We start from the raw sequence: 26,628 nt of genomic DNA, 5'->3' as shown, positions 1-26,628 counted from the left end.
TAATAAGGAGGATGATCAAATGGAACAAGACATCCAAATACATATTGATAAATTGCTTTCTTTTATGAAAGAAGAAGCATATAAGCCATTAACGGTTCAGGAGCTTGAAGAAGCGTTTGGGATTGAAGATTCGACTGTGTTCAAAGACTTTGTAAAAGCATTGGTTGTGATGGAAGACGAAGGACTTGTTGTTCGTACGAGAAGCAATCGCTACGGCTTACCGGAAAAAATGAATCTCATAAAAGGGAAATTAATTGGTCATGCAAAAGGGTTTGCTTTTGTCGATCCGGAAGATACAAGTTTAGATGATATCTTTATCCCGCCTACTGAGTTAAAAACGGCGATGCATGGTGATATCGTTCTTATAAGAGTTAGCCCAAAAACAGGTGGAACAAGACAAGAAGGAACGATTATCCGCATTATTGAGCGCGGTGTAAAAGAGGTTGTTGGAACATATACAGAAAGCAAGAACTTCGGATTTGTTATACCGGATGATAAAAAAATTGCAAATGATATTTTCATTCCGAAACAGGCATCAAATGGAGCTGTTGAGGGACACAAGGTTGTTGTCAAACTCACAACATATCCTGAAGGACGCATGAGTGCTGAAGGAGAAATCATTGAGATTTTAGGTCATAAGAATGATCCTGGTGTTGATATTTTATCCATCATCCATAAGCACGGGCTTCCAGGTCCATTCCCGGTTGAAGCATTGGAGCAAGCAAATGACGTACCAGAAACGATAAAAGAAGAAGATCTTAAGGACCGTCGAGATCTTCGTAATGAAACAATCGTCACCATTGATGGAGCAGATGCGAAGGACTTGGATGATGCGGTAACCGTTAAAAAGCTCGAAAACGGTAACTATAAACTCGGAGTTCATATTGCTGATGTAAGTCATTATGTGACGGAACAATCACCAATTGATCGCGAAGCATCTGATCGTGGAACAAGTGTATATTTGGTTGACCGGGTGATTCCGATGATTCCTCACCGTCTTTCAAATGGAATTTGTTCCTTAAATCCGAAGGTGGATCGTCTTACATTATCATGTGAAATGGAAGTCGATGAAAATGGTACTGTTGTAAATCATGAAATTTTCCAAAGTGTCATTAAAACAACAGAGCGAATGACATACACAGATGTAAATAAAATATTGGAAGATCGTGATGAACAGCTTCTCAAAAAATACGAGTCATTAGTGCCGATGTTTGAACTGATGGGTGAGCTTGCACAAGTGCTGCGAACAAAACGGATGACGCGTGGTGCCATTGACTTTGATTTTAAAGAGGCAAAAGTACTTGTTGATAAAGAGGGAACTCCAACAGAAGTTGTTTTGCGTGAGCGTTCTGTAGCAGAGCGTTTAATTGAGGAATTCATGCTTTTAGCAAATGAAACAGTTGCTGAGCATTTTCACTGGATGAATGTCCCGTTCATTTATCGTATCCATGAAGATCCTAATGCTGAAAAATTACAGCGTTTCTTAGAGTTTATTACAAACTTCGGCTATACAGTGAAAGGGTCAGGAAACGATATTCATCCAAGAGCCCTGCAAAATATTCTAGAGGAAGTAGCAGGTACACCTGAAGAAACAGTCATTTCAACAGTGATGCTACGTTCCATGAAGCAAGCAAAATATGATCCGGAAAGCCTTGGACACTTTGGACTTGCAACAGAGTATTACACTCATTTCACATCACCAATTCGCCGTTATCCTGACTTAATTGTTCATCGATTAATCCGGACATATTTAATAGAAGGAAAAGTCGACGAAGAGACTCGTTCAAGTTGGGCGGAAAGTCTACCTGTGATTGCTGAACATTCTTCCAATATGGAACGAAGAGCGGTTGAAGCAGAACGCGAAACAGATGAACTGAAAAAAGCAGAATACATGCTTGATAAAATTGGTGAAGAATACGACGGTATTATAAGCTCTGTCACAAACTTCGGGATGTTTGTGGAGCTACCGAATACAATTGAAGGTCTAGTTCATGTTAGTTATTTAACAGATGACTATTATCGGTATGATGAGCGCCATTATGCCATGATTGGTGAACGTACGGGAACTGTTTATCGCATTGGTGATGAAATCACTGTACGTGTTGTGAATGTCAACAAAGACGAACGCTCCATTGACTTTGAAATTGTAGGAATGAAGGGAACGAGAAGACGACCTGCTAAAGAAACCCCAAAAGTGATTGTAGCAGGCAAAAGAAAAGACTCTGGTTCACGCGGAGGCAATGAAAAGAAACGTGAAAGTGACAAAGATGGTGAATGGTCAACCCGTCCGCCACGTAAAAAGAAGAAAAAGCATTTTGAAAATGCACCAAAAGCTAAGCGGAAAAAGAAAAAACGCTAAAAAGGAAAGGGGCTTGCTGAGAGAGCTTGCCCCTTTGGCATCTTTTTAATTATTTGTATCAAAGGTAACTGCCCGTAAAGGTCCGATATGATCAACTAATCATCAGTTAGAATGAAAATATTACTGATGGAAGTTTCACTTTATTGAGTTACTGTCCATTATTTGCTAAAATAGTACGTATCGCAAGAATCGAGGGGAGGGAATACAATGCCTAAAGGAATGGGAAAAGCATTAGCACAAAATAAAAAAGCTAATCATGATTACGCCATTGAAGAAACATTTGAAGCCGGCATTGTCCTTCAAGGTACGGAAATTAAATCAATTCGTAATGGTCGTGTTAACCTAAAGGACTCTTACGCACGTATTGAACGCGGTGAAGTTTTCCTGCTGAATATGCATGTTAGTCCGTATGAACAAGGAAACAGATATAACCATGATCCATTAAGAACAAGAAAACTATTATTAAAGAAACGTGAAATTGCCAAATTAATCGGAGCTACAAAAGAAGAAGGCTATGCACTTGTACCATTAAAGATGTATATCAAAAATGGCTATGCAAAAGTGTTGATTGGTCTCGGTAAAGGTAAAAAGAAATACGACAAACGTGAAGATCTGAAGAAGAAGGAAGCAAAACGTGATATTGAACGTGCCTTTAGAGAGCGCCAGAAAATGTAGTGGCAAAACCTTACAATTGCATTTTCATGTCAGTCTGATATAATAGGTTTTGTAAGGCAGTCAACTTACTTTAACAACTTCATAAGCAAATAAGCTTGATCTTTTATTACTTCCCGTATTCCCTAGCTGGTATATACGGCTTATCATGGGGACGTTACGGATTCGACAGGGATAGTTCGAGCTTAGGTTGCGGGCCGAAGGGATCGTCTTCGTTAAAACGTCAACGCCAATAATAACTGGCAAATCTAACAATAACTTAGCTTTAGCAGCTTAATAACTGCTTAGCTGTTCCTCCCTCCATCGTCCATGTGGTAGGGTAAGGGACTCACTCTTAGTGGACTACGCCTGATTCCTCCGTCTGGGGATGATGGAAGAGACCAATCAGACTAGCTGCTCTGACGCCTGTCGATAGGCATAGGAGTTAGCGAAACCGCAAATATATCGACTACGCTCGTAGACGCTTAAGTGCCGTTATGTCTGGACGAGGGTTCGACTCCCTCCGTCTCCACCAAAATACATAGTTTGGTGGTTTAATACGATAATATTCACGGATTTGCCAAATGAGGTAAGTCCGTTTTTACATCTTATAATAAAAATAAAAACTTATATCGACTGTGATTAAGGCAATGCCGAGCGGTATGTGGAGCAATCCAACAGCCGTGTATCGACTTATAGGCTGCCATCTTGGTAGTACTAGGATACGAAAAACTGCCTGGAATTCAGGTAAAACTACTTTTCGTATAAGACGCCGAAGGACCTGTATAAAGGTTCAAGATATAGTCAGTGCCATGACGAAAGCATGGAATAGCACGTCCCACCGTCTCCACCAAATACATATTTGGTGGTTTTTATTTTGCCTTTTTATAAATTTAAATTTCAAATAAAGCTTTTTCAAAAGCTAACTTTTGCTCTAAACGGTCCTTACTATATTTACCGTTTCTGAGTGTAACGTTGTCGTAGTGCTCAATAATCCATAATGAACGTTTTCTTTTTGTGGGCACTCTTAAATACGGTAAAACTTGTACAAGTATGTCTATAACCTTTTCCTTTTTCTTTATATTTAGAGTAAAAGAATCCTTACGCTTTTCTTATGTATTCTAGTTAATGTGATCGAACGAAATCGATAATACCGGCTAAATATGCAGCCTCCCAAGTTTCCATATCTTAAATCTTTATTAGCTGCAGGAGACTTTAATCATTTAATGATAATAGTATTTAGAATTAAATAATTATCCAATGGGAATCCTAAGCATAAACACGGGAAAGGGAGATTAGGTATGACTAGGGATAAAGATTTAAATCCAATGAATGTGATGAAACCACTAAAAATAAATCAAAAAATATCGGATGAAACCCAACCTTTAACGACTTTTGAAATGGGGAAACTTTGGGCTACCTATATGGGAAACAGTATGTCCATTCAAATTTTACATTATTTTCTTCAACACTGTGAGGAAGAAGATATAAGGTTGCTCCTGGAGAATGGTTTAGCCTTATCAAAGGATTTTAAGCAAAGGGTAGAAGATATTTTTAAAATAGAAAATTTCCCTATACCTATTGGATTTACTGAGGCTGATGTGAACCTTGGTGCCCCCCGTTTATATGCTGATGAATTTTATCCTCATTATTTAAAATATGCTGCTAAGGTTGGTATGAGCCTTTACTCGGTAGCAGTTCCTTTAGTAATGAGGGAGGATATAAGGGAGTTTTTTATTTATTGTAATGAATGTACTACTGTCTTTTTAGGTCAAATTAATAATGTTTTAATGGAAAAGAAATTTATTGCAAACCCTCCTATTATTCCGACTCCAGTAGGAATTGATAAAATTGAAAAACAAAGTTACTTAAATGGATTTTTGGGAGATGTCAGACCATTACAGGCACTTGAAATCATACATCTTTGGGATAACATTGAGAATAACACAACAAGTAAAGCCTTATTATTGGGATTCTGTCAGACTGTGAAAGATGAAATAATAAAGGCATTGTTTAATAGAGGGTTAGATATGACTGAAAAAGCTGTAAAGCAATATAAGGAAAAATTACACATTGGTCATATTCAATCACCGGCGTTTCTAGACCATTTGGTAACAACATCTACATACCCTCCTTTTTCTGATAGAATCATGCTTTATCATAAAGTGGACATGTTTGCAATGAAGATAAGATCATTCGGAAATTCATTGGCAGTAACGGCAAGAAGAGATCTAAATATGTTGTATGCAAGGACGCTTGTAAACATTGGCTTATTTGTTGATGATGGTATGAATATCTTAATTGATAAAGGGTGGTTGGAATCACCACCACAAGCGAAAGATAGAGGTTAGTGTTACAAGTGGGACAGCTTTAAAGAAGCTGTTAAAGATTGTTTTATCTACGGCATCATCCAATAATTGTGAGAAAAAGGATGCGTATCATGCCTATTAATTCGTTTGAAAACTATCCGATGAGCTGGAGGCCATCGATTGATAAAACGGAAAAGCCTATATATAAAGCACTTGCAAGACAATTGGAACAGGATATAGTAAACGAAGTGTTATTGCCTGGAACAAAGCTTCCTTCACAGAGAGACCTGGCTGATTATTTGGATTTAAATGTAAGTACAAGATATTGAAATAACCATCTTCGAAACACCGAAGCATAATTGGGGAATAAGGGGATTACCTGCCGATGAGATAACATTGAATGATAAAGTGGATATTTAGCTGCATGGCAAAAAAGAAAGACCGCTAACCAGGCGGTCTCTTCGATCATTATTGAACCAACTTGACAAGCATATGAGCAAGCTTGTGCTGTTCCTCTTCATTTCCAACCTTCCATAATTCCTGAAGCAACTTTTCTTCACGATTACGTGCTGATTCATGGTCAGCAAGGTAATCGGCAACTTTTTGGGCTGTTTTAGCCAGTTGCTCCTCGTTCATTCCAAGTTTTTCCCCTTTTGACACTTTGTCACCTAAGTAACTTTTAAATGTTTCAAAACTTGTAAGAACCTCGTCCTTTTTTTCTGCACCTATAGACTGCAATTTCTCTTCCACTTTTTCTTCTGCGTGATTATGTGATTCAAAAGCCATTAAAAATCTCTCCTTTCAATAGTCTTTGATTTCCCTATTCAATGCCCGTATTTAAACCGTTTCAAACATTGAAAGATGTTTTATATATCCGAGAACAAAAAGCATACTGAACCATTTTATTGAGGTAATAATTGAGCTACTTTTATATTGAGTTCAGTATAAGATTCCCTTATGAGTAAAATACTAACTAGAAATATCGCTGAAAGGATCTGCCATGAAAATCAAACCAATTAAAATGGGTACAAATAAAATAAGCACAAACGATAGGTTAACATCAGCAGAAATGGGCAAGCTTTGGGCTACATACATGGGAAACAGCATGTCAAAAGGCATTTTAACTTACTTCCTTCAAAATGTTGAAGATAAGGATATTAAAACGTTATTAGAAAATGCATTGGGATTATGTGAAGAATTCATGAAAACAACGAAAGAAATGATGGAAAAGGAGAGTTATCCGATTCCGATTGGCTTTACTGAAGAGGACGTCAATTTAGGTGCTCCGCGTTTATTCCGGGATGAATACTATGTTCATTATTTGAAATACACAGCAAAAGCAGGAATGAGTATTTATAATGCGGGAATTCCTCTTGTTTATAGGAAGGATGTAAATGAATTTTTTAAACATATTATGTATTCGACTATGAAATTAGTTGACGAAATTAAAGATATTTTAATGGATAAAGGATTAATCATGAAACCGCCTTTCATACCAGTTCCTGATAAGCCGGGTCTTGCCCATGACAACTTTTTAACGGGTTTCTTTGGACAAAGACGACCATTACATGCACTGGAAATTGCCCATTTTTACGATAATATTGAAAATAATGTTACAAGTAAAGCATTAATCATGGCTTTTGCTCAAGTTGCCAAGGATGAAAAGATTCGAAAATTGTTTGAATGGGGCAGAGATATGACGTCAGCTAATGTAGAAAATTATATGAAAAAGCTTTATCAAGAAAATTTGCCCGCACCGTCTTTTCTTGATGATCTGGTCACAACATCTACTTATGCTCCTTTCTCAGACAAACTTATGCTATTTCATAAAATGGATATGTTTTCCATGAAAATTAGAGCGTTTGGGAATTCAGTGGCTGTAAACGGAAGACATGATGTAGGGCTCTTGTATACGAGGTCATTTATGAAAATCTCAAAATTCGTTGAATCTGCAGCAGATATTATGATTGAAAAAGGCTGGATGGAAATCCCGCCAACAGCAGCAGATAGAGGATAATTAGCTGCCTGCTTCTGCTAATTATCCTTTAACCTTGTTTTTGAAGTAGACGTATTTAAAGCTAACGCTACGATCATGATTAAAATAAAAACTGTACCGACCCATTGGAATAGGCCAAAGGGTTCTTTCAGCCAAAAAACTGTAGTACAAACAGCGGCAAGTGGCTCTATGCTTCCAAGCAGACTTGATTCTTTAGGAACTAAACTTTGCAGGCTTTCTATATAAAACCAGAAAGCAATCATCGTACCAAAGATAATAACAAAGACTAAATAGAAATACGCTTCAAACGTTAATAGTTTTAGATCTATTTGCCAGGGCGGATGGATAAAGCTTAAGGAAAGACCGCCAATGATCATTGCCCAGCCAACAATGACAAGGGAATCATATTGCTTCAGCAATGGAACAGCGTAAAGTGTGTAAAAGGCTAAAGCTACTCCAGATAAAACACCCCATACAATAGCTGGTGTTGGCACAGAAAGTTGTGAGATTGAGCCGTTTGTTAATAAGAAAAAGCATCCTACAAGGGCTAGTAATACGGTTACCAAATCATTTCGTGTTAGAACCATATGTTTACGAAATATGGAGTAGATGATGATCATGACCGGTGCCAAATACTGCAATAATGTTGCTACTGCAGCATTTCCATGTTGGATGGATACCATGTATGTGTATTGAACCGAAAGCATTCCAAGTATCCCGAAAATCAATAATTGAACAGCGATCCTTTTGGTTTTCCAAACACCCAGTACTTGTGACCGTTCTTTTGTAAAAAACTGAATGCTTAATAGCAAAAAACCAGCAAGAAGTAATCGGGTTGTTACAAGCCAATCAACGTCAATTGCATAAAAATCAAATAGCTTCTTAGAGACTGTGCCGCCAATTCCCCAACATACTGCACCTGTTAAAACAAGTACAATCCCTTTTTTTCTATTCATATCATCTTTCTCCCTAATATATAAAAATTGTGTGATAATATTTATATAATAAAGGGGAAAATCCAGTAAGAATACATAAATTGAATGGAAAAATATAAGGATATTGAGGTGTTAATATGCAAATAAAAGATTTCAAAATTGATCATCGTTTAAAAGAATTAACTGAACATCGCACAGTTTTGTTACCTATTGCATGTTATGAAACAACAATATCGAATAATATAAATGGATTTATCCCTCTTCATTGGCACGAAGAATTTCAGTTTATTGTCGTGATAAAAGGTGAAGCAATGTTCCAAATAAATGATGAACGTGTTGTTATTCGAGAAAGCGAGGGGCTATTTATAAACAGTGGATGCGTTCATATGGCAAAAGATATGAAAGAATCAGGTTGTGTCTATATCTGTTTAAATGTTTCTCCACGTTTTGTTTTATCGCACGAACTTTATCCAACCCTTGTAGCCCCATTTATCCAGGCAACGAATATCCCTTATTTACACTTGGTTAAAACTGAAGGTTGGGCGGAAAATATGATTAACTCCATTTTAAAAATCAATCAACTGGTAAAAGAAAAAAACCCATACTATGAAATTGATATCAGCATCCATTTAACGTTAATTTGGAAGAATCTCATTATAAATGGTGTTACATTAGAATATGAACAAACGGAAATGAGAAAAAATGAACGAATGAAAGTAATGCTAAACTGGATTCATCACCATTATGCTGATAAAATTTTTTTGGATGATATAGCACGTGCCGGTCAATTAAGCCGTTCTGAATGCTGTCGATATTTCAAATGCTTGGTAAAGAAAACACCTTTAGAATATGTAACGGATTATCGAATTCAAAAAAGTTTACTATTACTGCAACAATCTGATCTCACTGTCACAGAAGTGGCCTATCAAGTTGGATTTAATAGCACAAGCTATTTCATTGATAAATTCAGAAAGGTGATGAATATGACACCTTTGGCCTACAAAAAGATGATTGTTTAATAAAGATAAAATGATAGTTTTGGAGGGGATAAAATGTTTACATATAAAATTAATGATGAGTTATCTTTGAAATTAGTGGAAGTAAGAGATGCAGAGTGTGTCTTTGAGTTAACAAATCATTCAAGGATCTACCTAAGAGAATGGCTTCCTTGGCTGGATACAACCACAAAACTCGAAGATACAATTTCGTTTATTAAAGACAGTTTAACAGGTTTCGCTGAAAATAGATGCCTAAACACGGCTATTTTATTTAAAGGGAAAATGGTTGGAGTCGCAGGTTATAATCAGATTAATTGGTCCAATAAAACAGCGTATATTGGATATTGGCTAGGGGAAGAGTTTCAAGGTAAAGGAATAATGACAAAGGTGGCAAAAGCATTAACTGATTATGCTTTTAACGAATTGAATCTTAATAAAGTTGAAATTAGGGCTGCAGCAGAAAATAAGAAAAGCAGAAGCATTCCTGAAAGATTAAATTTTGTTAATGAAGGATGTATCAGACAAGCGGAATGGTTATATGATCACTATGTTGACCATGTTGTATATGGCGTATTAGCTGAGGAGTGGAAGAAGGATAAGTGAATGTTGTTCTGCTTATAACGTACAAAGTGTATTCGAATAAGAATGCGCTTTTTTTGTACTTTAAGAAAGTTTACCTATACTAAAGGATTAAAGGATAAGAAAAGACATCGACTTCCTCCATTCTTGGCGGTAAGACGTGTTTTTCTAAATAATCCTACCTTTAGGCTTGAATAACCAGGAATATTTACCTAAAATAATAGATAGTATACAGGGTAGGAGCATGATAGGACATGATCTCAAATGAAGAAATGATCATCTTTATGAAACAAATCAAACTGCTAATTAATGAATATAATAAATGTCGTGATCTAAAGATCAAAGAGCAAATTTATGAAGAAATCATTGTTCTTAGTGAATTAATTGATACGTAATCTTCTATTACCAACCTCCTCACTCCTTCTCCTTATTGTTCCCCCCTGTCCCCGTGTTTTTCCCTTATTGAGGAAGCGGAGGATCAAAGATATTCCATAATAAAAATATAAAGAAAATAGCTAAAATCCATGCAACCCAAGGTTTCCAGTTATGGATGGCTAATATAGAATAGGTTATGATATTAAAGATAAAAGACCAAAGAAGTGTCCATCCATGCTGATGAATGATGCTTTCATTCATATAAGCGATTAATTCAATACATTCAAAAATCACAGCCCAAAGTAGTATCCAGCCTATTCTTTTGAAGGTTGATTGAGGAAATCGTCCTAAATAAACAACGATAACACAAGGATAAATCAAAAATGCAATGGCAATAGCAATGATTGAATGGGTAGGAAGCAAAACATGGTCGATCCAAACAGGTTGAAATTCCCATACTCTATAATGGTAAAGTAATGCTCCGTAAAGCAGATCACCTATAATCCAAAACAATAGAGTTGAATAAAATTCACTCAGACGTCTCCATTTACCAAAGAATAAACTAACAATCATAAAAAACACAACAAACGATGTTTGCATAAACTCTCCTTATAACTTATTGTGTATTTTAGTATTACCTTTTTAAAATTACCTTACACTTATTAAGTAAAAGTGATAAATCACATACACAAGTAGAAGGTTGCCCATTTGAGGAAAATAAAAAAGGACATAGGAGAAAAACAAATGATCATTCAACCAAATACATTTATATTCAATATTGGAATGGCGGCCATTTTATCGATCATTATTGGGTTAGAACGCCAATTAAAGAAAAAGCCATTAGGATTAAAAACATGTTTAGTTATCGGGATCGTTAGCTGTCTGCTCACAACCGTTTCGATTGAGTCATCGGAAAAATTCGCAGAGGCCTATATTCGACCGATGGATCCTCTACGTTTAGCTGCCCAAATTGTCTCAGGTATCGGATTCTTAGGTGCCGGGGTGATTTTAAGACGAAACAATGATATGATATCAGGTTTAACAACAGCCGCAATGGTATGGGGAGCCGGAGGAATCGGGATCTCATGTGGTGCGGGATTTTGGTTCGAAGCTACCATAGCTACAGTTCTCATATTAGTCAGTGTAGAAATCATCCCATTTATCTTTAAATTTATAGGCCCAAAAACATTAAGAGAGCGGGAATTAAAGGTAAAAATTACGGTTGATGATGAAGAGAAAATGACCGATATCTTAAAGGAACTGAAGCAAAAGGATATGAAGGCAAAGAAAGTAAGAGTTAAAGACATCAAACAAGGAGAGCTTCAACAGCTTGAATTGGTACTTGTTGTGAATGAAAAACTGTATATTACAGAAGTGTACTATACATTAAAGCAGATTAAGCATATCATTCATGTTGAAATGGAGTCACTTTGACGGTAGAATAAAGTTTGTACACTAATAGAATCGTGTTAATTTGAACTGGAAAATTGTAGCTAGGGTTCCGCTATGTATTTAGGTCTGTGACCGAGGGCAACATCTTTTACACATGTAAAAGGCACCTATTGACATAAAAGGTCCGAGGGGAAAGGTTCAGCGTATTTGTGATGCGCTGTAATCTTTCCTGCTCGGGCCTTTTTTATACGAACAGAAGTTAAGATTTAGTGATGATAGGATAAGAAAAACCAAGGCTTCCGCCACCAGGGCCTTGCGAAGCTGCGTTTTCTAATTTTAAGGAGGTTTATATGGTATGAAAAAGATTGATGAAATAAAAGCAGGTGTAGCGGTCATTATTTTTAATGAGAAAAAGCAGGTTTTATTACAGAAAAGAGCAGATGTGAAGTTATGGGGAATTCCTTCAGGTCATATAGAGATAGGGGAAACTGTTACTGAAGCAGCGATTAGAGAAATAAAAGAAGAAACCAATTTAAATATAAAAATTAAAAAGCTGATCGGTGTTTATTCTGACCCGCATTCACAGGTCTTTTCTTATCCAAATGGTCAAGTTGTCCATTTTATTACGACTTGTTTTCTGGCTGAAGTGATAGGTGGAGAACTTAAATGTAACGAGGAGGAATCGCTGGAATTCAAGTTTTTTGACTATCAAAACCTGCCTCATGACTTGTTAAACATGCATCCAATGTGGTTAGAGGATGCTCTTGAAGATTCAGAGAAAGCATTTATTCGGTAAATATTTTTGGATCATCATATTAAAATGATACATATCCATGAAATCAACAACATTTCTTTCTTGTTAAAACCTTGATTGGCATGTCGCCTCTCGAGGTTTCTTTGTTTGCCAATATAATTAATTTTGAATAAAGCTAATTATTATATGAAAATATAACTAATTTTCCCATTACTTTCATTCAACTTCTTTTGTTAACATGTCGATTGTAAACGTTTACAAAATTATGTTTCGGAAATTGGTGAAAAGGTAGATACTGATAGCTTATAAACATATCATGAGTGGAGGAGAATGTACATTGTGGAAAACAAGTAAATGGATGTTATCGCTTATTTTACTAGTTGGATTCGTGATGCCTACGATAGGATTCGCCGAAGAACATAAATCAACACCAGAATATGATATTATGCAATATGCTAATGAGATGCAGCCGGGATGGAACTTAGGGAATACGTTTGACGGATTTGATACAGGCAAAGTTGTCCTTGATGAAACAGCTTGGGGTAATCCGCGTGTAACAAAAGAGCTGATAACAGAAATTAAGGATCAAGGCTTTAACAGCATCCGGATCCCGATTACATTTGATACCAGATTAGGACAAGCTCCAGAATATACAATCAATCCAAAATTTTTAAGCAGAGTTGATCAAGTTGTCAACTGGGCGCTGGATGCTGATTTAAAAGTGATGATTAACATTCACCATGATTCTTGGAGTTGGGTGGCAGATGGTATGTCATCAGATCATGAAAATACAGTAACAACATTTAATGCGATATGGACACAGCTTTCGGAACATTATAAAGGCTATTCAACGGATTTAATGTTTGAAAGTCTTAATGAACCACAATTTTGGGGTTCTGGTGGTGATGTTGAAAGCCAGGCATTTTTAAATGAACTTAATGATTCGTTTTATCAAATCGTACGAGGATCCGAAGGGTTAAATGACATTCGTCCGCTTGTTATTCCAACATTGCATACAAATTTTGAAGAACAAAAACATGTTGATAACCTGTATGATTGGATCTCTCAAACAAATGATCCTTATTTGATCTCGACGGTCCATTATTATAGCTTCTGGCCGTTTAGTGTAAATTTAGACGGATATACGACGTTTGAAGAAACATCAATGAAACATATTTCTGAGAATTTTGATCGTGTTTATAATAAGTTTGTTTTGAATGATATACCTGTTGTTATTGGTGAATTCGGGCTACTGGGCTTTGACGAAAACACCGGTACAATTCAACAGGGGGAAAAACTGAAATTTTTCGAGTATATGATTAACTATGCAGAAGAAAAATGCCTTATTCATATGCTATGGGATAATGGTCAACATTTTAATAGGTCAACGTTGGAATGGAATGATCCACAGCTGTATAACATGATGGCAGCTAGTTGGGAAGGACGCTCTTCAACAGCAGACACTGATTTTGTATTTTTGAAGAAGGGTGAAGAAATTACTGATGTCACAAGGATTTTGAATTTAAACGGAAATGAATTCGTTGCTCTCAAGATAGGGGGAGAAAATCTAGTTGAGGGAGAAGACTATGTTTTAGAAGGTAATCATTTAACACTAAAAGCAAGTTTGCTATCCCAATTGATGTCAACAGAACTAGGGGGAATGTCTGTATTAACGGCAACATTTAATACTGGTGCGGATTGGACCTTTACTGTGTATCACTACGATTCACCAGTCCTTTCAGACTCTCAAGGAACAATCAGTGATTTTACGATACCTTTACAGTATAATGGAAATCTTCTTAAAACAATGGAAGCTACATATGTGGATGACGGAAGCCCTGCTGGTCCGCAAAACTGGACGGCGTTCAAGCAATTCGGTTATGTGTTTGCACCTAATTATCAGGATAACGTTTTAACATTTCCTTATGGAAACGAGCGCTTCTTCAAAGAAATAAATGATCAACGCGAGGTGGAGTTAACCTTCCATTTCTGGAGTGGTGAAACGGTAAAATATAGAGTAACAAAAGATGGAGAGCAGGTAGTTGGTAAATCAATAAAATCGACATTACCTGAAGATGATCATGAGTCAGAAAAACCAGAGGAGAATGACGATACTCCTGGGGAAAATGACGATAATGATTCAGAAGCTCCAGCGGAAAATAATGATGATGAGTCAGAGACTCCTAAAGAGGACAACCCTGGTAAAGATGAGGGTAAAACTGATGCTGATGATGGAAGCAAAGAAACAAATGAAGGAGAAAATCACGTAACACCCGTTAATAATAACAATGAAACTAATTTAGGAAACACCCAAGGCAAAGCCGGCGAAAAACTACCTGAAACTGCAACAGGAAATTATAACTTATTCATAACAGGAATCATCATACTGGTAGTTGGAGGCTGTATAGATTACTTTGTAAGAAAACAAAAAGTTCAAATATAGAAAAAATGGTTACCAATTTGTTGGTAACCTTTTTGCATGTTTGAATTTTCACAAGCCATTAATCAACAATCACCAACCCTAACATGGCAGAAAATTGAATAGCTTGAAATGAGGACACTTTGCATCCCTTTAGGTCTGATATAGAAACAGTTAAGGTTTCGAAAGTAGACGTACTAATGTCTATCCCTTTAAGTGGAGTTCTTTCAAAGTTAGCAAGATTGATATTGCATGAAGTAAATTTAACTTTTTTAAACTTACACTCATAAAAATCAGAATTTTCTAGAGCTGTATCGTGAAATTCTACTTTTTCTAATTTTGAATTTCCAAAAGCAGAGAGATTAAGTAAAGAATTTTTGAAAGAGACATTTCCAAGACTTGACTCTGTTATATCTGTTCCGAGTAATTTGCAGTTTAAAAATTCTGCTCTATGTATCGAAGAACGATTTAATTTGGCATTCGAGAAATCACAGTTATCAAAAACCACATCTGTAAAATCCGCACCTGAAAAGTCAGTATTTTGGAACTTGCAATTTTTCAAAACCATTTTATAAAAGCGAACTCTAGGTAATACTTCATTATCAAATACAGCATCATGTATTTGGCATAATTCTAATTCAGGATCTTCTTCATAGAAAATATCATTGAAATTTTTTAGGGGCAAATCATGTTGTATGGTAGGCGAATCAATCTTCATAAAGTTAAGTTCCCTCGCTATCTATTTTTGAATGTAAGTAAATCTAATCTTCTTATTATGTTACTATAGGTGATCTTTCGTTAAAAAATAAGCCTTTATTTTTGTTAAATGTTATGTACAAGACCATCTTCAAGGAAAGGCAAACTCTTATATGAGTGAGACTTTCCTTTTTTGTTTTAGTAGAAATCTTTCCGAAAAAAGCACTGGTTTTTTTCACGCTTTATAAACCATGTAATAGAAAATAACATCAATAAAGACGGCTAAGTCTTAGTAGTGATATTTTTAACACAAGAAATTAAAAAGCAATATCACAACTGGTAAGACCGGTCATACCAGTTGTGGGTAGAAGGTAGATTTCAAAGAGCAGCCTGGCTAGATTTCTAACATCGCAAAGGATCATTAGCCAACCAGCAAATACCTATAAAAGGAGTGTCACACATGACTCAATTAGGGCAGGAAATTGTTCAGTTTCAACAGGTTGATAAAATTTTTAATAATGACTTAACGGCTTTAAGTAACTTTACTTTATCAATACGAGAAGGAGAGTTTGTTTGTTTTTTAGGACCTTCCGGCTGTGGAAAATCAACTGCGCTAAGGATGGTAGCCGGGTTAGGTGAAGCAACATCTGGTTCTGTAAAGGTTTTTGGGGAATCTCCAAATGAAATGATAAAAAAAGATAATGAGGTCGCCTTTGTTTTCCAGGATGCGAATTTACTGCCATGGCGGACAGTACTTGATAATGTTCTTCTTCCTCTTGAATTACTGGGTGGAAATAAAGTCGAACAAAGATTAGAAGCTGAGCGAGTACTTGAATTGGTTGGTTTAAAAGAGTATGTAAAGTCGTATCCCCGTCAGTTATCAGGCGGTATGAAGATGCGAGTTTCGATAGCCCGCGCCTTAGTGGCGAAGCCAAAGCTTCTTCTAATGGATGAGCCATTTGCAGCACTGGATGATATGACGAGACAAACATTGCAGATGGAGCTTTTGGATATTTGGAAAAAGGAAAACATGACCATTCTTTTTGTCACCCACAATGTCTATGAAGCTGTATTTCTATCTACTCGAATCGCTGTCATGTCAGCCCGTCCTGGAAGATTATCATCCCTACTTGAGGTTGATTTACCTTTTCCGAGAGAGCTGAGTATGAGAACGAATCCTCTTTTTACAAACTATGTAGATTTGGCATCAGAGAAGCTGGAAAGTAGTGATAAAAAAAGGGAGCTGATCTAAATGTCTACGCCTTCTGTTGAGATAACGAAAAGTCAGAGAGTGTTAACGAAAAAAGTAGCTAGAAAGCAAAATGTCTATTGGAATAAGTTTAAGCAATTTTATTTAGGTCCAATCATCGCCTTTATTTTATTTATTGCTGCTTGGCAGTCAATTCCTATCCTATTAGGATTAAAACCTTTCATTCTACCTAAGCCTACTGATGTTGTTCAAGCGGCAATTCTTGATTGGCACTTACTCTGGCCCGCGGTGCAAATTACCGTAGTGGAATCTATTATTGGTTTTATTGTAAGTGCAGTTGTGGGAATCCTCGTTTCGGTTTTGCTGGCTAGTTCAAAAATTTTAGAACGAAGTATTTACCCTTACGCTATTATTTTACAGACGATTCCGGTCGTTGCAGTTGCCCCAATTGTTGTTATTTGGTTTGGTGCCGGATTTAATTCGATTATTGTCATTTCCTTTTTAATTGGGTTTTTTCCTGTAATCTCGAACACTCTAATCGGATTAAATTCCGTAGATAAAAATATGGATGATTTATTTACTTTATATAACGCTTCAAAGTGGCAGCGCATGTGGAAATTAAGAATTCCGTCAGCATTACCATATATGATGGCGGGTTTGAAGATCTCCTGTACTCTGTCAATCGTTGGAGCCATTGTAGGGGAATACATAGCGGGGATTGGAGGGGGAAAAGGGGGATTGGGATATTCCATCACGGTTGCTGCAGTGCAAGTCAAAACAGCTTATTTATTTGCTTGTGGAATAACAGCGGCCATCTTAGGAATAGGCTTCTATCTCCTTATTAGTCTACTAGCTAATTTTATGCTGAAATCTTGGCACGAGTCCGCAGTGAAGAGTGAAAAATAACGGAAAAGGGGTAATCCGATGGATAAAAAACGATATACGAAATTAGGTATGATTTTATTAAGTGTATTTTTGATTTTCGCCGTAGCTGCATGTGGCAACCAAGAGACTAACAGTTCTACCGAATCTGGCGAAACGGACAAAAGAGATTCTGCAGGTGAAGTAGAATCAGTAAAGCTTGTGTTAAACTGGTTTGCTCAGGCTGGGCATGGAGGAATTTATGCAGCGGCTGAACAAGGTTTCTTTAAGGAAAAAGGGGTAGATGTCACGATTGAGCCAGGTGGCCCACAAGTTTCATCGATTCAGATGGTTGCCTCTGGAAGTGCAGAGTTTGGACTGGTTCATGGTGATCAACTCGTTATTGCGAGAAATCAGGGTGTAGAACTAGTGGCACTTGCTGCCATTTATCAAAGCAGTCCACAAGCGTTAATGTTCCATAAAGGACATGAAGTAGATGATTTTAGTGAAATGAATGGTCGAACAGCTTTTATTCAACCTGGTATCGCTTATTGGGAATATTTCAAGAGTATCTATAAGTTGGATGATGTAAATGAACTAGCCTTTACCGGCGATCATACAAACTTTATGCAGAATAAAGAGTCGATCAACCAGGTTTATGTTACGGGAGAACCATTCTTTATGGAACAGCAAGGTATTGAGACAGAGGAAAAATTGATCTCTGATTCTGGGTATGATCCTTATCAATATGTTTTGTATGTAACGAAAGATTATCTAGAAGAAAATGAAGAAACAGTAAAAAACTTTGTAGCAGCATTTATTGAAGGGTGGGAGCATTTTAAAGCAACGCCTGATGAGACATTAAAGACGATTCAAGAAGAAAATCCTGATAAATCAATGGAATCTTTAGAATATGAAATGAATGCTGCAAAAGACTTTTTGTATACCGGAGACGCTGAAGAGTATGGATTTGGGTACATGACAGAAGAAAGATGGTCGACATTAATTGATCAGTTAATAGAAGCGGGTGTGTTAAGTCAAGAAGTGGAAGCAACAGATGTGTTCACAACAGAGTACTTACCATATTAATTGGATGAGTGTCAACTAATGTTGGCACTCACATTTACTTCAAATACAGGAGGTCTTTTAATGGTAAATGTAGTGAAGAACGTACGATTTGATGGTCAATTATGGAATTTGTCTATAAAAGATGGTGTGATAGAAAAAATAGAACATGCTAACTCGGACTACTCTACAACCTCTACCGATTTTGATGCAAAAGGCTTTTTATATGTACCTGCTTTGGCAGACATGCATGTTCACTTAGATAAGCATTTTCTTGGTGAACCATGGCGTCCGCTCCAACCTTTTACCACGTTGCCTAAACAGTTGAAATTTGAAAAAGAGATGCTGGCATCCATGCAGAGTTCATTAGAAGAACGTGTCAGCTTGATGACCGAGTTAATGGTAAAGCAAGGGACAACCAAAATAAGAACACATGTTGATGTTGATCCAGTCATCGGCTTAATGCATCTTGAAGCTGTTGTACAGTTACGAGAGCAATTAAGAGGCATCATGGATATTGAAATCGTAGCCTTTCCACAGCAAGGATTACTGAAATCAAATTCTCTAGGTGTTATGAAGGATGCGCTAAGAAACGGAGCAGATCTTGTGGGAGGAGTTGATCCTGCTGGTCTTGACCGTAAAGTAGAGGCAAGCTTAGAGGCGATGTTTGAGCTGAGTGCTGAATTTGATGCAGGAGTGGATTTGCATTTGCATGATCCGGGACATTTAGGATTATATACGATAGATCTTTTTGCTGACTATACCATGCAAGCGAAAAAGCAGGGAAGGACTGCGGTTAGTCATGCCTATTGTTTAGGAATGCTAGCGGATGATGAAATCAACCAAACCTTGAGTGCGCTAAGCGAAGCAGATGTAGCAATTATATCGAGTGTACCAATCGATCGCCCTGCACCTCGAGCACAATCGCTACTGAATGCAGGGGTAAAATTCCTTATTGGCAATGACAATGTGAGGGATGCCTGGTCTCCATTCGGTAACGGAGACTTGTTACAAAGAGGCTCCAGATTAGCTGAAAAAAGTGGATGGATAACAGATGAGCAATTACTAACTGCGTATTCTTTTATAACAAATCGTTCCTTAACTCCACAACTAGGTGAAAAAGCGGACTTTATGTTAGTGAATGCTGAAAATCTGCAACATGCAATTGCTGCTCATCCAAAACGGGAAGCTGTATTTTCAAATGGGCAGCTTCTAACAAATATAGAGAATGAGAAAATCTTGGATGGAACGATAAGCTAAAATTAATCTACAAGGAGAAATTCGTATGAGTGTAGTTAGTGAAACCGTTCAGAAATTTCTGATCGATTATATTAGGAAAAAAGAGCTCAATAAAGGCGATAAGCTTCCATCAGAAAGAGAGTTGGTACACCTATTGGAGGTTGGAAGATCTTCTATTAGGGAAGCCCTCCAAACTCTTGCAGAAAGAGGCATTATTGAAAAACAGGCCGGAAAAGGTGTGTATGTAAAGACTACGCTTCACCATGATCAATTGAAAAACATTACAACATGGTTACCTTCCTTGGATATTAAACAGTCTTTGGATTTACTGGAGTTTCGAAAAGGAATTGAAGTGAAAATTGCTTATTTAGCAGCGAAAAGAAGAGACTTACAAAGCATTGAGATCCTGGAAAAATCAATTGATGATCTAACCGTTTGTGTGGAAAATGAAACGTCCATTATTGTTCCTGATTTATTGTTTCATGGCACATTAGCAACTGCTACACAAAATGATGTCATTGTGAATGTCTATAAATCAGTTGTTGAAAATTTTAAAAAAGTGCGAATGGAAATGGCCGTTAACGATGATAAGGATCATGCGTTATATTTTCACAGAGAAATCCTAAAGGCAGTAAAAGAAAAAGATTCGGAAAGAAGCGGCAAGTTCATGCAGTTGCATTTAGAAGATGTACAGCAAAATTATCGTGTCATGCTTTCCGAATTAGGAGAGTCCAGCAATCTTGTATAAGGGGGCTAAGCATGTTAGATATATTAATCTGTCAAGTGTTAATTCCACATAGCAACGAAGAAATGGATGTTGGGGTTGAAAATGGATTTATTACTTACTTATCTATAGCGAATAATCAAAGACCACAAGCAAAACAAATTATTGAAGGGAATGGTCATGTCCTATTGCCTGGACTTATTGAACCGCATATTCATTTAGATAAAGCGTATTTACTTGATCATATGAAGCAGGAAGCATCAACACTCGATGAGGCGATTCGGTTAACAGGGAATTTAAAAAAAGATTTTACCAAAGAGGATATTCAACAACGTTCGATCAAGGTGCTGGAAAAATGTATTTCGTATGGTGTCACTTCTTTAAGATGTCACGTAGAGGTAGATCCTATCGTAGGTCTGATTGGAGTGGAAACCTTATTACAGCTTAGAGAACAATATCGTGATCGAATAGATTTACAACTCGTCACTTTTCCGCAAGAGGGAATTTTTAAGATGAAAGGTACAGCCGAACTGATGGAGGAGTCGCTTAAAATGGGCGTAGATGTTATTGGCGGAATTCCGTATAATGACATCTATTCAATCGAGCATTTAGACTTTGTGTTTGAATTAGCATATAAATATGATAAACCAATTGATATTCATGTCGATTTTTCAGATGATCCAAATCAGCTGGCAATTAAAGATATCATTTCTCGAACTCTTGCCTATCAAATGGAAGGAAGAGTGTCGGTGGGGCATTTAACTTCACTAGGATCTATGCCATACGACGATGCGAAAAAAATCGCTTCAGACATTGCTAAAGCAGATATTCATGTCATGGCACTCCCTGCAACAGATTTATTTCTCAATGGTCGAGGTGATAAGGAAAAAGTAAGGAGAGGTGTGACACCTGTAAGGCTCCTATTGGAAGCAGGTGTGAATGTAACCGTTGGAACGAATAATATTCAAAATCCGTTTACTCCTTTTGGAACTGGAGATCCATTAGACGCAGCATTATTGCTGGCGCATGTTGCTCATATGGGAACATTGAAGGACGCTGAGATATTGTTAGATATGACAACGGTGAATGCTGCCAGGGCATTAGGCATTCCTGCACACGGAATAAAGCTTAATCATCCTGCAGACTTCATTTTATTTCATACAAAAAATCGACGAAATGTTTTACTGGAACGACCTCAAAGGCTGGGCGTTTGGAAAAAAGGTAAACAAGTGGTGGATAAGATAAACTCGTGTGTTAAAGCATGAAGAAGAGATCCTCTTTGAAGACCTTTATTGAAACAGATCCATCGTCCTAAATCCTTTGAATTAAGGGTTTGGGACATTTTCAATGTTGTATTTCTACACTAATGAATCTTCCACAATCGGGATCTTTCCTTGGGTTACTTAATAGAATTATTTAATTTGCATAAATGTCTTCATTAGGCTATTAACACCGAGTTTTTCCTATTGTGCAAGTATTAAACCCGCGTAGAACATTCCTTGTTCTATTATTTTTTGTATGATAAGATGAACATGTTCATAAAATGAATGCGTTCATGATGAATGAAGTTTTATTTAGAGAAAAATCTATTTGGGGAGGAATGTGAAGGTACATGAATTATTCTAAAGTAGAAAAATCTATATTTTGGCCATCTATTATTTTAATTGCATTGGTCACGGTCTTGCTTGTTATTTTTAAGGAATCGGCAGGTCCTGTCTTATCCGACATCCTAACTTCGATTACATTCAAATTAGATTGGGCGTTTGAGTTTTTAACAATTGGGTTGTTTATCTTGTTAGTGTGGTTAATGTTTGGACGATTTAGTCAGGTTAAGCTGGGAGGAGTAAATGATCAACCGGAATTTTCTAAGTTCAGTTGGGGAGGCATGTTGTTCACAACAAGTATGGGAACCAGTATTATGTTCTGGTCCATTGTTGAGCCGCTTTATTACTATACTGGTCCGCCGTTTGGGATAGAAGGAAAAACCAACGAGGCTGCAGAATATGCGGTAACTTACGGATTATTTCATTGGGGGATATCGGCATGGGCGCTTTATGCTTTACCTGCTGTAGTCATGGCGTACAGCTTTTACGTTCTGAAAAACCCTTCTTTGAAAATCAGTTCTGCCTGTCGAGGTGTGCTTGGAAAATACGCAGATGGCTTTATTGGAAAGACCGTTGATGTACTTGTCATTTGGAGTATGATTGGTGGACTAGGAACATCATTAGGACTTGGAGTTCCAATGATTTCTGCTGTCTTGGGAAATCTACTAGGATTAGAACCATCATTAGGTCTAAATATTGCCATTATTATCATTTGGACAATTATTTTCAGTGCCAGTGCGTATTTCGGTTTGTATAAAGGAATTAGAAGGTTGAGTGACTTTAATGTTTACATGGCTTTCGGACTTGCCGTTTTTGTTATTATCGTTGGACCGACATTATTTATCTTATCTTATTTTACAAACAGCTTTGGATTGATGCTTGACCATTTCTGGCAGATGAGTCTTTACACAGATCCGATCAATCAAGGGGGATTCCCACAAGCTTGGACTGTCTTTTACTGGGCATGGTTTGCAGCTACAGCACCATTTGCCGGGATTTTCATTGCTCGTATATCAAAAGGACGTACCATTCGCGAACTTGTTTTCCATGTACTTCTTTGGGGCTCTGTTGGCAGCTGGCTCTATTTTGGTGTATTTGGAGGTTATGCGATGGATCTTGAATTATCAGGAAAAGAACTATTAACTGAAATTCAGGCAACATCAGGTGATCCTTCAATTATCGTCGCGGTTCTTCAATCATTACCAATGCCAATGATTGTTTCAATCTTTTTTGTTATTCTGGGATTCATCTTTTTAGCAACATCTCTTGACTCAGCTAGTTATGTAATCGCTAGTGTGGCGACGAAAGAGCTTGGAGGAGAAGCACAGCCCGCTCGTTGGCATCGTTTGTTATGGGGTGTTCTTTTATCAGCGCTGGCCATAAGCTTAACGATGACAGGTGGACTTAATGTGGTGCAAACATCTTCTGTACTGGTCAGCGTACCTGTTTTAGTTATGTACATCTTAATGTCCATTTCATTAGTAAAATGGCTGAAAAATAATGAACACAAACATGTATATGTGAAAAAACAGCAACCAAATAAATAATTGGAGGACGTAAATAAATGAGTAAAGAGAGAAAAGAACTTCAACGTACACGGATGTGGAAATACTTTCTTGATGCAGCCGCGGAAGTAATTGAAGAAGAAGGAATTGAACATATGACGATACGAAAAATTGCCGACCGTGCAGGGTATACAGCATCGACTGCGTACAATTACTTTAAGGATCTTTCTCATTTGAAGTTTTTCGCAGCCATGCGGTTTACGTCTGATTATGTAAAAGAACTGCCACATTACATGGATCAAGGGGAAAATACAGTGGAAAAATGGCTGTACTCTTGGGAGTGTTTTTGTAAACATTCCTTCGAACAGCCGGAAATTTATTCAGTTATCTTCATGGATAATCTTGGTTCATCTCTACAATCAATGTTTGATGATTATTATGCGATACATCAACATGAATTAACGGGACTCCCTGAAGATCTTCAATCAATTCTGATGGAATATGACTTTTCTAAACGTAGTGTACTTTATATACAAGGTGCAGTTGAAGAAGGTTTTCTAAAAGAGGAAAATGTCCAAATGATTGCAGACATCACGCTTATGGTTTGGAAAGGTATGATGAATACCTATATGAACAAACGACGTGGTTATACAAAGGATGAGGCAGTTAAACGGACGCTTCGATTAGTGACAGAATGCGTGTTGAATGTTGTGGAGAGTGACAGACGAGCTGAAATTATGTTTGATAGATAAAAAATGGTGATGAGAAAGGATGGAAGGTTTGGTTTTTAATATAAGAGATTCAGGTAAACGCAGAATTAAAACAGAATTTCAAAGAGATGTGAAAAAAATTGAAAATATATGGATTCCCATGTCAGACGGAGCAAAGCTATCTGCATGCATGTGGCTACCAGTGGATGCAGAAGAAAACCCTGTTCCTGCAATTTTGGAATATTTGCCATATAGAAAAAATGATTTTACAGCAATCCGTGATTCTGTACGTCATCCCTATTTTGCTGGTCATGGATATGCAAGCATTCGTGTGGATATCCGTGGAGCCGGAGATTCGGATGGAATCCTATTAGACGAATATTTAAAACAAGAACAAGATGACGCACTTGATATATTGAGTTGGATTGCTGAGCAGCCTTGGTCCACGGGTTCTGTCGGTATGATTGGTAAGTCGTGGGGGGGCTTTAATGGTCTGCAGGTTGCGGCCCGGAACCATCCCGCACTAAAGACAATTATAACCCTTTGTTCAACAGATGACCGCTATGCAGATGATGTTCATTATCGTGGTGGAAATCTTCTTGCTTCTGATATGCTTTGGTGGGCTTCAACTATGTTTGCTTACAATGCAAGACCACAGGATCCAGATGTAGTTGGTGCTAGTTGGAAAAAGAACTGGCTCGATCGCTTAGAAAATACACCACCTTTTGTGGAAGAATGGGTCCGTAATCAGCGTCGGAACGATTACTGGAAACATGGTTCGATATGTGAGAATTACACCGATATTCAAATTCCGGTGTTTGCGGTTAGCGGCTGGCAAGATGGTTATACAGATTCCGTTTTCCGTCTTTTAGAGCACCTTCCGAAAGAGAGTAAGGGGCTCATTGGACCTTGGGCACACGAATATCCTGAAGTGGCAACCCCGGAACCGGCGATTGGTTTTTTACAAGAGGTCTTGCGCTGGTATGATTATTGGTTGAAGGGAATTGACACTGGCATCATGGATGAGCCTAAGTTGATTTCATATATTCAGAAAAGCGAACTTCCGGCTATAAGCTATGATCATCGTCCAGGAAAATGGGTAGCAGATCCCGCATGGCCTTCACCACATGTAAAAGGGCAAAAGTGGTGGCTTTCAGATAAGCAGCAACTCATGACTGAAACGCCACAAGAGTCAGTGGATGAAGTGATCATTCCGAGTGTACAGGAACATGGATTATATTCAGGCGTTTTTTGTCCGTTTGGACAACCGGGGGATTTACCGGCAGACCAAAGACTGGAAAATGGGAAATCAGTTGTGTTCACATCATCTCCATTGGAAGAAAAAATTGAGATTCTGGGACATCCTGTGTTTTATGCAGAACTATCAGCCAATCAAGAGGATGCTTTAGTAGCAGTTCGGTTAATGGATAAGGCACCTACTGGAGAATCTACTTTAATTAGCTGGGGGATGCTTAATTTAACACATCGTAATTCCCATGAACATCCTGAAAAATTGGAGCCAGGTAAGAAATATAAGATAAAAGTAAAATTGGATTCACTAGGACAGGAAATTCCAGCCGGACATCGTGTTGAAGTAGCAGTCTCGCCAACATATTGGCCATCAGCGTGGCCGTCACCAAAACAGGTAGATTTAACCCTGTATATGGGTGAAAGTACATGCATGGAACTGCCGGTTCGCACCCCACAAGCTAAAGACAAGGATTGCGGACAATTTAATACTCCTGAAACGGCACTAGTTATGGACAGGGAAATTATCAGAAAAGAAAAGCGCACACGAGAAGTTATTCATAATATGATTGATGGTGTGTGGAAACTGCAAGATTTTTCAGATGAAGGGGAAAGACGATTACCTTCAAATGGTATACAATATGGAAGTAAAAATAAAAATACATGGACCATCAAAGAGAACGATCCATTATCAGCTCACGTTCAATGTGAATGGGAATTAACACTGGGCAGAGACAATTGGAAAACTAGACTTGAAACAAACAGTGAGATGTGGTGTGACGATACAAATTTCTACCTCGTTAATACTCTAACTGCTTATGAAGAGGGAAAAAAAATCTTCAATAAAACATGGAAATCCGAAATTAGCCGTGACCATGTATGATGATATATTAATTAAGCCTCCTAATAAATTTTATCGTATTAACAAAATTAAAAGATATGTTCTCTAATCATAGGCTTGTATTTGCCTGGAAAGTATGTAGCCGTTGCTAAATTTTG

The 26,628-nt window shown here is 37.4% G+C and carries 23 protein-coding genes, 1 other RNA gene and 2 pseudogenes; 22 read left to right on the top strand and 4 right to left on the bottom strand.

Annotation, left to right across the window (positions count from 1 at the left end; translation table 11 throughout):
* Positions 1 to 19: 19 nt before the first annotated feature.
* From rnr to LC095_RS26825, 6 genes and pseudogenes are all read left to right on the top strand, one after another.
* On the top strand, positions 20 to 2,359 hold the full coding sequence (gene rnr, locus LC095_RS14405) for a ribonuclease R (protein WP_226528804.1): 2,340 nt from the start codon (positions 20 to 22) through the stop codon (positions 2,357 to 2,359).
* A gap of 207 nt (positions 2,360 to 2,566) precedes the next feature.
* Positions 2,567 to 3,034, top strand: a complete 468-nt coding sequence (smpB, locus tag LC095_RS14400; RefSeq protein WP_026559616.1) for an SsrA-binding protein SmpB — start codon at positions 2,567 to 2,569, stop codon at positions 3,032 to 3,034.
* 147 nt (positions 3,035 to 3,181) lie between these two features.
* Positions 3,182 to 3,545: a transfer-messenger RNA gene (ssrA, locus tag LC095_RS14395) on the top strand.
* 766 nt (positions 3,546 to 4,311) lie between these two features.
* Positions 4,312 to 5,361, top strand: coding sequence for a DUF3231 family protein (locus tag LC095_RS14390; protein WP_226528803.1), 1,050 nt, complete (start codon positions 4,312 to 4,314; stop codon positions 5,359 to 5,361).
* Positions 5,362 to 5,450: 89 nt separating this feature from the next.
* A pseudogene (locus LC095_RS14385) lies at positions 5,451 to 5,639 on the top strand (GntR family transcriptional regulator); the annotation flags it as partial.
* Positions 5,638 to 5,739 (top strand): annotated as a pseudogene (locus LC095_RS26825) (tautomerase family protein); the annotation flags it as partial. The pseudogenes LC095_RS14385 and LC095_RS26825, both read left to right, overlap by 2 nt.
* A 48-nt stretch (positions 5,740 to 5,787) precedes the next feature.
* On the opposite strand, the gene LC095_RS14380 reads toward LC095_RS26825, so the two are convergent.
* Positions 5,788 to 6,105, bottom strand: a complete 318-nt coding sequence (locus tag LC095_RS14380; RefSeq protein WP_226528802.1) for a DUF3243 domain-containing protein — start codon at positions 6,103 to 6,105, stop codon at positions 5,788 to 5,790.
* Between the two features lie 214 nt (positions 6,106 to 6,319).
* On the opposite strand from LC095_RS14380, the gene LC095_RS14375 reads away from it, so the two are divergent.
* A complete protein-coding gene (locus LC095_RS14375) occupies positions 6,320 to 7,336 on the top strand; it encodes a DUF3231 family protein (protein WP_226528801.1) in 1,017 nt (338 codons plus the stop codon).
* A gap of 17 nt (positions 7,337 to 7,353) precedes the next feature.
* Here LC095_RS14375 and LC095_RS14370 read toward each other — a convergent pair whose 3' ends face one another.
* Positions 7,354 to 8,271, bottom strand: a complete 918-nt coding sequence (locus tag LC095_RS14370; RefSeq protein WP_226528800.1) for an EamA family transporter — start codon at positions 8,269 to 8,271, stop codon at positions 7,354 to 7,356.
* Positions 8,272 to 8,387: 116 nt separating this feature from the next.
* Here LC095_RS14370 and LC095_RS14365 point away from each other — a divergent pair, with 116 nt between their 5' ends.
* From LC095_RS14365 to LC095_RS14355, 3 genes are all read left to right on the top strand, one after another.
* The gene (locus LC095_RS14365; RefSeq protein ID WP_226528799.1) at positions 8,388 to 9,269 is read left to right on the top strand and encodes a helix-turn-helix domain-containing protein; all 882 of its coding nucleotides are present in this window, start codon (positions 8,388 to 8,390) and stop codon (positions 9,267 to 9,269) included.
* Between the two features lie 33 nt (positions 9,270 to 9,302).
* Positions 9,303 to 9,851, top strand: a complete 549-nt coding sequence (locus LC095_RS14360) for a GNAT family N-acetyltransferase (RefSeq protein ID WP_226528798.1) — start codon at positions 9,303 to 9,305, stop codon at positions 9,849 to 9,851.
* Between the two features lie 230 nt (positions 9,852 to 10,081).
* Positions 10,082 to 10,222: a hypothetical protein gene (locus LC095_RS14355; protein WP_226528797.1), complete on the top strand. Its 141-nt coding sequence runs from the start codon at positions 10,082 to 10,084 to the stop codon at positions 10,220 to 10,222.
* 64 nt (positions 10,223 to 10,286) lie between these two features.
* On the opposite strand, the gene LC095_RS14350 is transcribed toward LC095_RS14355, so the two are convergent.
* Entirely contained in the window at positions 10,287 to 10,802 is a 516-nt protein-coding gene (locus LC095_RS14350; protein WP_226528796.1) for a CBO0543 family protein, read from the bottom strand.
* A 144-nt stretch (positions 10,803 to 10,946) separates the two neighbouring features.
* On the opposite strand from LC095_RS14350, the gene LC095_RS14345 reads away from it, so the two are divergent.
* The 3 genes from LC095_RS14345 (at position 10,947) to LC095_RS14335 (ending at position 14,791) form a co-directional block, all read left to right on the top strand.
* Positions 10,947 to 11,636, top strand: coding sequence for an MgtC/SapB family protein (locus tag LC095_RS14345; RefSeq protein ID WP_226528795.1), 690 nt, complete (start codon positions 10,947 to 10,949; stop codon positions 11,634 to 11,636).
* Positions 11,637 to 11,949: 313 nt separating this feature from the next.
* Complete coding sequence (locus tag LC095_RS14340; RefSeq protein WP_226528794.1) at positions 11,950 to 12,390, top strand: NUDIX domain-containing protein; 441 nt, start codon at positions 11,950 to 11,952, stop codon at positions 12,388 to 12,390.
* Positions 12,391 to 12,685: 295 nt separating this feature from the next.
* The gene (locus LC095_RS14335) at positions 12,686 to 14,791 is read left to right on the top strand and encodes a cellulase family glycosylhydrolase (RefSeq protein ID WP_226528793.1); all 2,106 of its coding nucleotides are present in this window, start codon (positions 12,686 to 12,688) and stop codon (positions 14,789 to 14,791) included.
* A gap of 58 nt (positions 14,792 to 14,849) precedes the next feature.
* Here the strand turns inward: LC095_RS14335 and LC095_RS14330 are convergent, their stop codons facing one another.
* Positions 14,850 to 15,485: a pentapeptide repeat-containing protein gene (locus LC095_RS14330; protein WP_226528792.1), complete on the bottom strand. Its 636-nt coding sequence runs from the start codon at positions 15,483 to 15,485 to the stop codon at positions 14,850 to 14,852.
* Positions 15,486 to 15,923: 438 nt separating this feature from the next.
* Here LC095_RS14330 and LC095_RS14325 point away from each other — a divergent pair, with 438 nt between their 5' ends.
* The 9 genes from LC095_RS14325 (at position 15,924) to LC095_RS14285 (ending at position 26,512) form a co-directional block, all read left to right on the top strand.
* Entirely contained in the window at positions 15,924 to 16,715 is a 792-nt protein-coding gene (locus tag LC095_RS14325) for an ABC transporter ATP-binding protein (RefSeq protein WP_226528791.1), read from the top strand.
* Positions 16,716 to 17,579: an ABC transporter permease gene (locus LC095_RS14320; protein WP_226528790.1), complete on the top strand. Its 864-nt coding sequence runs from the start codon at positions 16,716 to 16,718 to the stop codon at positions 17,577 to 17,579. It abuts the gene before it with no gap.
* 18 nt (positions 17,580 to 17,597) lie between these two features.
* Positions 17,598 to 18,623: an ABC transporter substrate-binding protein gene (locus LC095_RS14315; protein ID WP_226528789.1), complete on the top strand. Its 1,026-nt coding sequence runs from the start codon at positions 17,598 to 17,600 to the stop codon at positions 18,621 to 18,623.
* Positions 18,624 to 18,683: 60 nt separating this feature from the next.
* Positions 18,684 to 19,859: an amidohydrolase family protein gene (locus LC095_RS14310; protein WP_226528788.1), complete on the top strand. Its 1,176-nt coding sequence runs from the start codon at positions 18,684 to 18,686 to the stop codon at positions 19,857 to 19,859.
* Positions 19,860 to 19,884: 25 nt separating this feature from the next.
* On the top strand, positions 19,885 to 20,586 hold the full coding sequence (locus tag LC095_RS14305) for a FadR/GntR family transcriptional regulator (protein ID WP_226528787.1): 702 nt from the start codon (positions 19,885 to 19,887) through the stop codon (positions 20,584 to 20,586).
* Between the two features lie 11 nt (positions 20,587 to 20,597).
* Positions 20,598 to 21,827, top strand: a complete 1,230-nt coding sequence (locus tag LC095_RS14300; protein ID WP_226528786.1) for an amidohydrolase family protein — start codon at positions 20,598 to 20,600, stop codon at positions 21,825 to 21,827.
* A gap of 347 nt (positions 21,828 to 22,174) precedes the next feature.
* The gene (locus LC095_RS14295) at positions 22,175 to 23,713 is read left to right on the top strand and encodes a BCCT family transporter (RefSeq protein ID WP_226528785.1); all 1,539 of its coding nucleotides are present in this window, start codon (positions 22,175 to 22,177) and stop codon (positions 23,711 to 23,713) included.
* Between the two features lie 17 nt (positions 23,714 to 23,730).
* Positions 23,731 to 24,423, top strand: coding sequence for a TetR/AcrR family transcriptional regulator (locus tag LC095_RS14290; protein WP_226528784.1), 693 nt, complete (start codon positions 23,731 to 23,733; stop codon positions 24,421 to 24,423).
* A gap of 28 nt (positions 24,424 to 24,451) precedes the next feature.
* A complete protein-coding gene (locus LC095_RS14285; protein ID WP_226528885.1) occupies positions 24,452 to 26,512 on the top strand; it encodes a CocE/NonD family hydrolase in 2,061 nt (686 codons plus the stop codon).
* Positions 26,513 to 26,628: the final 116 nt, after the last annotated feature.

The sequence above is a fragment of the Metabacillus niabensis genome (assembly GCF_020524345.1).
Taxonomy (GTDB): Bacteria; Bacillota; Bacilli; order Bacillales; family Bacillaceae; genus Metabacillus; species Metabacillus niabensis_B.
Note: the sequence above shows the minus strand (reverse complement) of the source record. Positions and strands in the feature narration are given on the sequence as shown.

Coding starts and splice junctions, on each gene's coding strand:
- LC095_RS14350 (WP_226528796.1), bottom strand. CDS start 10,802: ATGCAAACATCGTTTGTTGTGTTTTTTATGATTGTTAGTTTATTCTTT.
- LC095_RS14295 (WP_226528785.1), top strand. CDS start 22,175: ATGAATTATTCTAAAGTAGAAAAATCTATATTTTGGCCATCTATTATT.
- LC095_RS14340 (WP_226528794.1), top strand. CDS start 11,950: ATGAAAAAGATTGATGAAATAAAAGCAGGTGTAGCGGTCATTATTTTT.
- LC095_RS14310 (WP_226528788.1), top strand. CDS start 18,684: ATGGTAAATGTAGTGAAGAACGTACGATTTGATGGTCAATTATGGAAT.
- LC095_RS14375 (WP_226528801.1), top strand. CDS start 6,320: ATGAAAATCAAACCAATTAAAATGGGTACAAATAAAATAAGCACAAAC.
- LC095_RS14370 (WP_226528800.1), bottom strand. CDS start 8,271: ATGAATAGAAAAAAAGGGATTGTACTTGTTTTAACAGGTGCAGTATGT.
- LC095_RS14290 (WP_226528784.1), top strand. CDS start 23,731: ATGAGTAAAGAGAGAAAAGAACTTCAACGTACACGGATGTGGAAATAC.
- LC095_RS14355 (WP_226528797.1), top strand. CDS start 10,082: ATGATCTCAAATGAAGAAATGATCATCTTTATGAAACAAATCAAACTG.
- LC095_RS14325 (WP_226528791.1), top strand. CDS start 15,924: ATGACTCAATTAGGGCAGGAAATTGTTCAGTTTCAACAGGTTGATAAA.
- rnr (WP_226528804.1), top strand. CDS start 20: ATGGAACAAGACATCCAAATACATATTGATAAATTGCTTTCTTTTATG.
- LC095_RS14345 (WP_226528795.1), top strand. CDS start 10,947: ATGATCATTCAACCAAATACATTTATATTCAATATTGGAATGGCGGCC.
- LC095_RS14300 (WP_226528786.1), top strand. CDS start 20,598: ATGTTAGATATATTAATCTGTCAAGTGTTAATTCCACATAGCAACGAA.
- LC095_RS14390 (WP_226528803.1), top strand. CDS start 4,312: ATGACTAGGGATAAAGATTTAAATCCAATGAATGTGATGAAACCACTA.
- LC095_RS14360 (WP_226528798.1), top strand. CDS start 9,303: ATGTTTACATATAAAATTAATGATGAGTTATCTTTGAAATTAGTGGAA.
- LC095_RS14305 (WP_226528787.1), top strand. CDS start 19,885: ATGAGTGTAGTTAGTGAAACCGTTCAGAAATTTCTGATCGATTATATT.
- LC095_RS14330 (WP_226528792.1), bottom strand. CDS start 15,485: ATGAAGATTGATTCGCCTACCATACAACATGATTTGCCCCTAAAAAAT.
- LC095_RS14320 (WP_226528790.1), top strand. CDS start 16,716: ATGTCTACGCCTTCTGTTGAGATAACGAAAAGTCAGAGAGTGTTAACG.
- LC095_RS14315 (WP_226528789.1), top strand. CDS start 17,598: ATGGATAAAAAACGATATACGAAATTAGGTATGATTTTATTAAGTGTA.
- smpB (WP_026559616.1), top strand. CDS start 2,567: ATGCCTAAAGGAATGGGAAAAGCATTAGCACAAAATAAAAAAGCTAAT.
- LC095_RS14365 (WP_226528799.1), top strand. CDS start 8,388: ATGCAAATAAAAGATTTCAAAATTGATCATCGTTTAAAAGAATTAACT.
- LC095_RS14380 (WP_226528802.1), bottom strand. CDS start 6,105: ATGGCTTTTGAATCACATAATCACGCAGAAGAAAAAGTGGAAGAGAAA.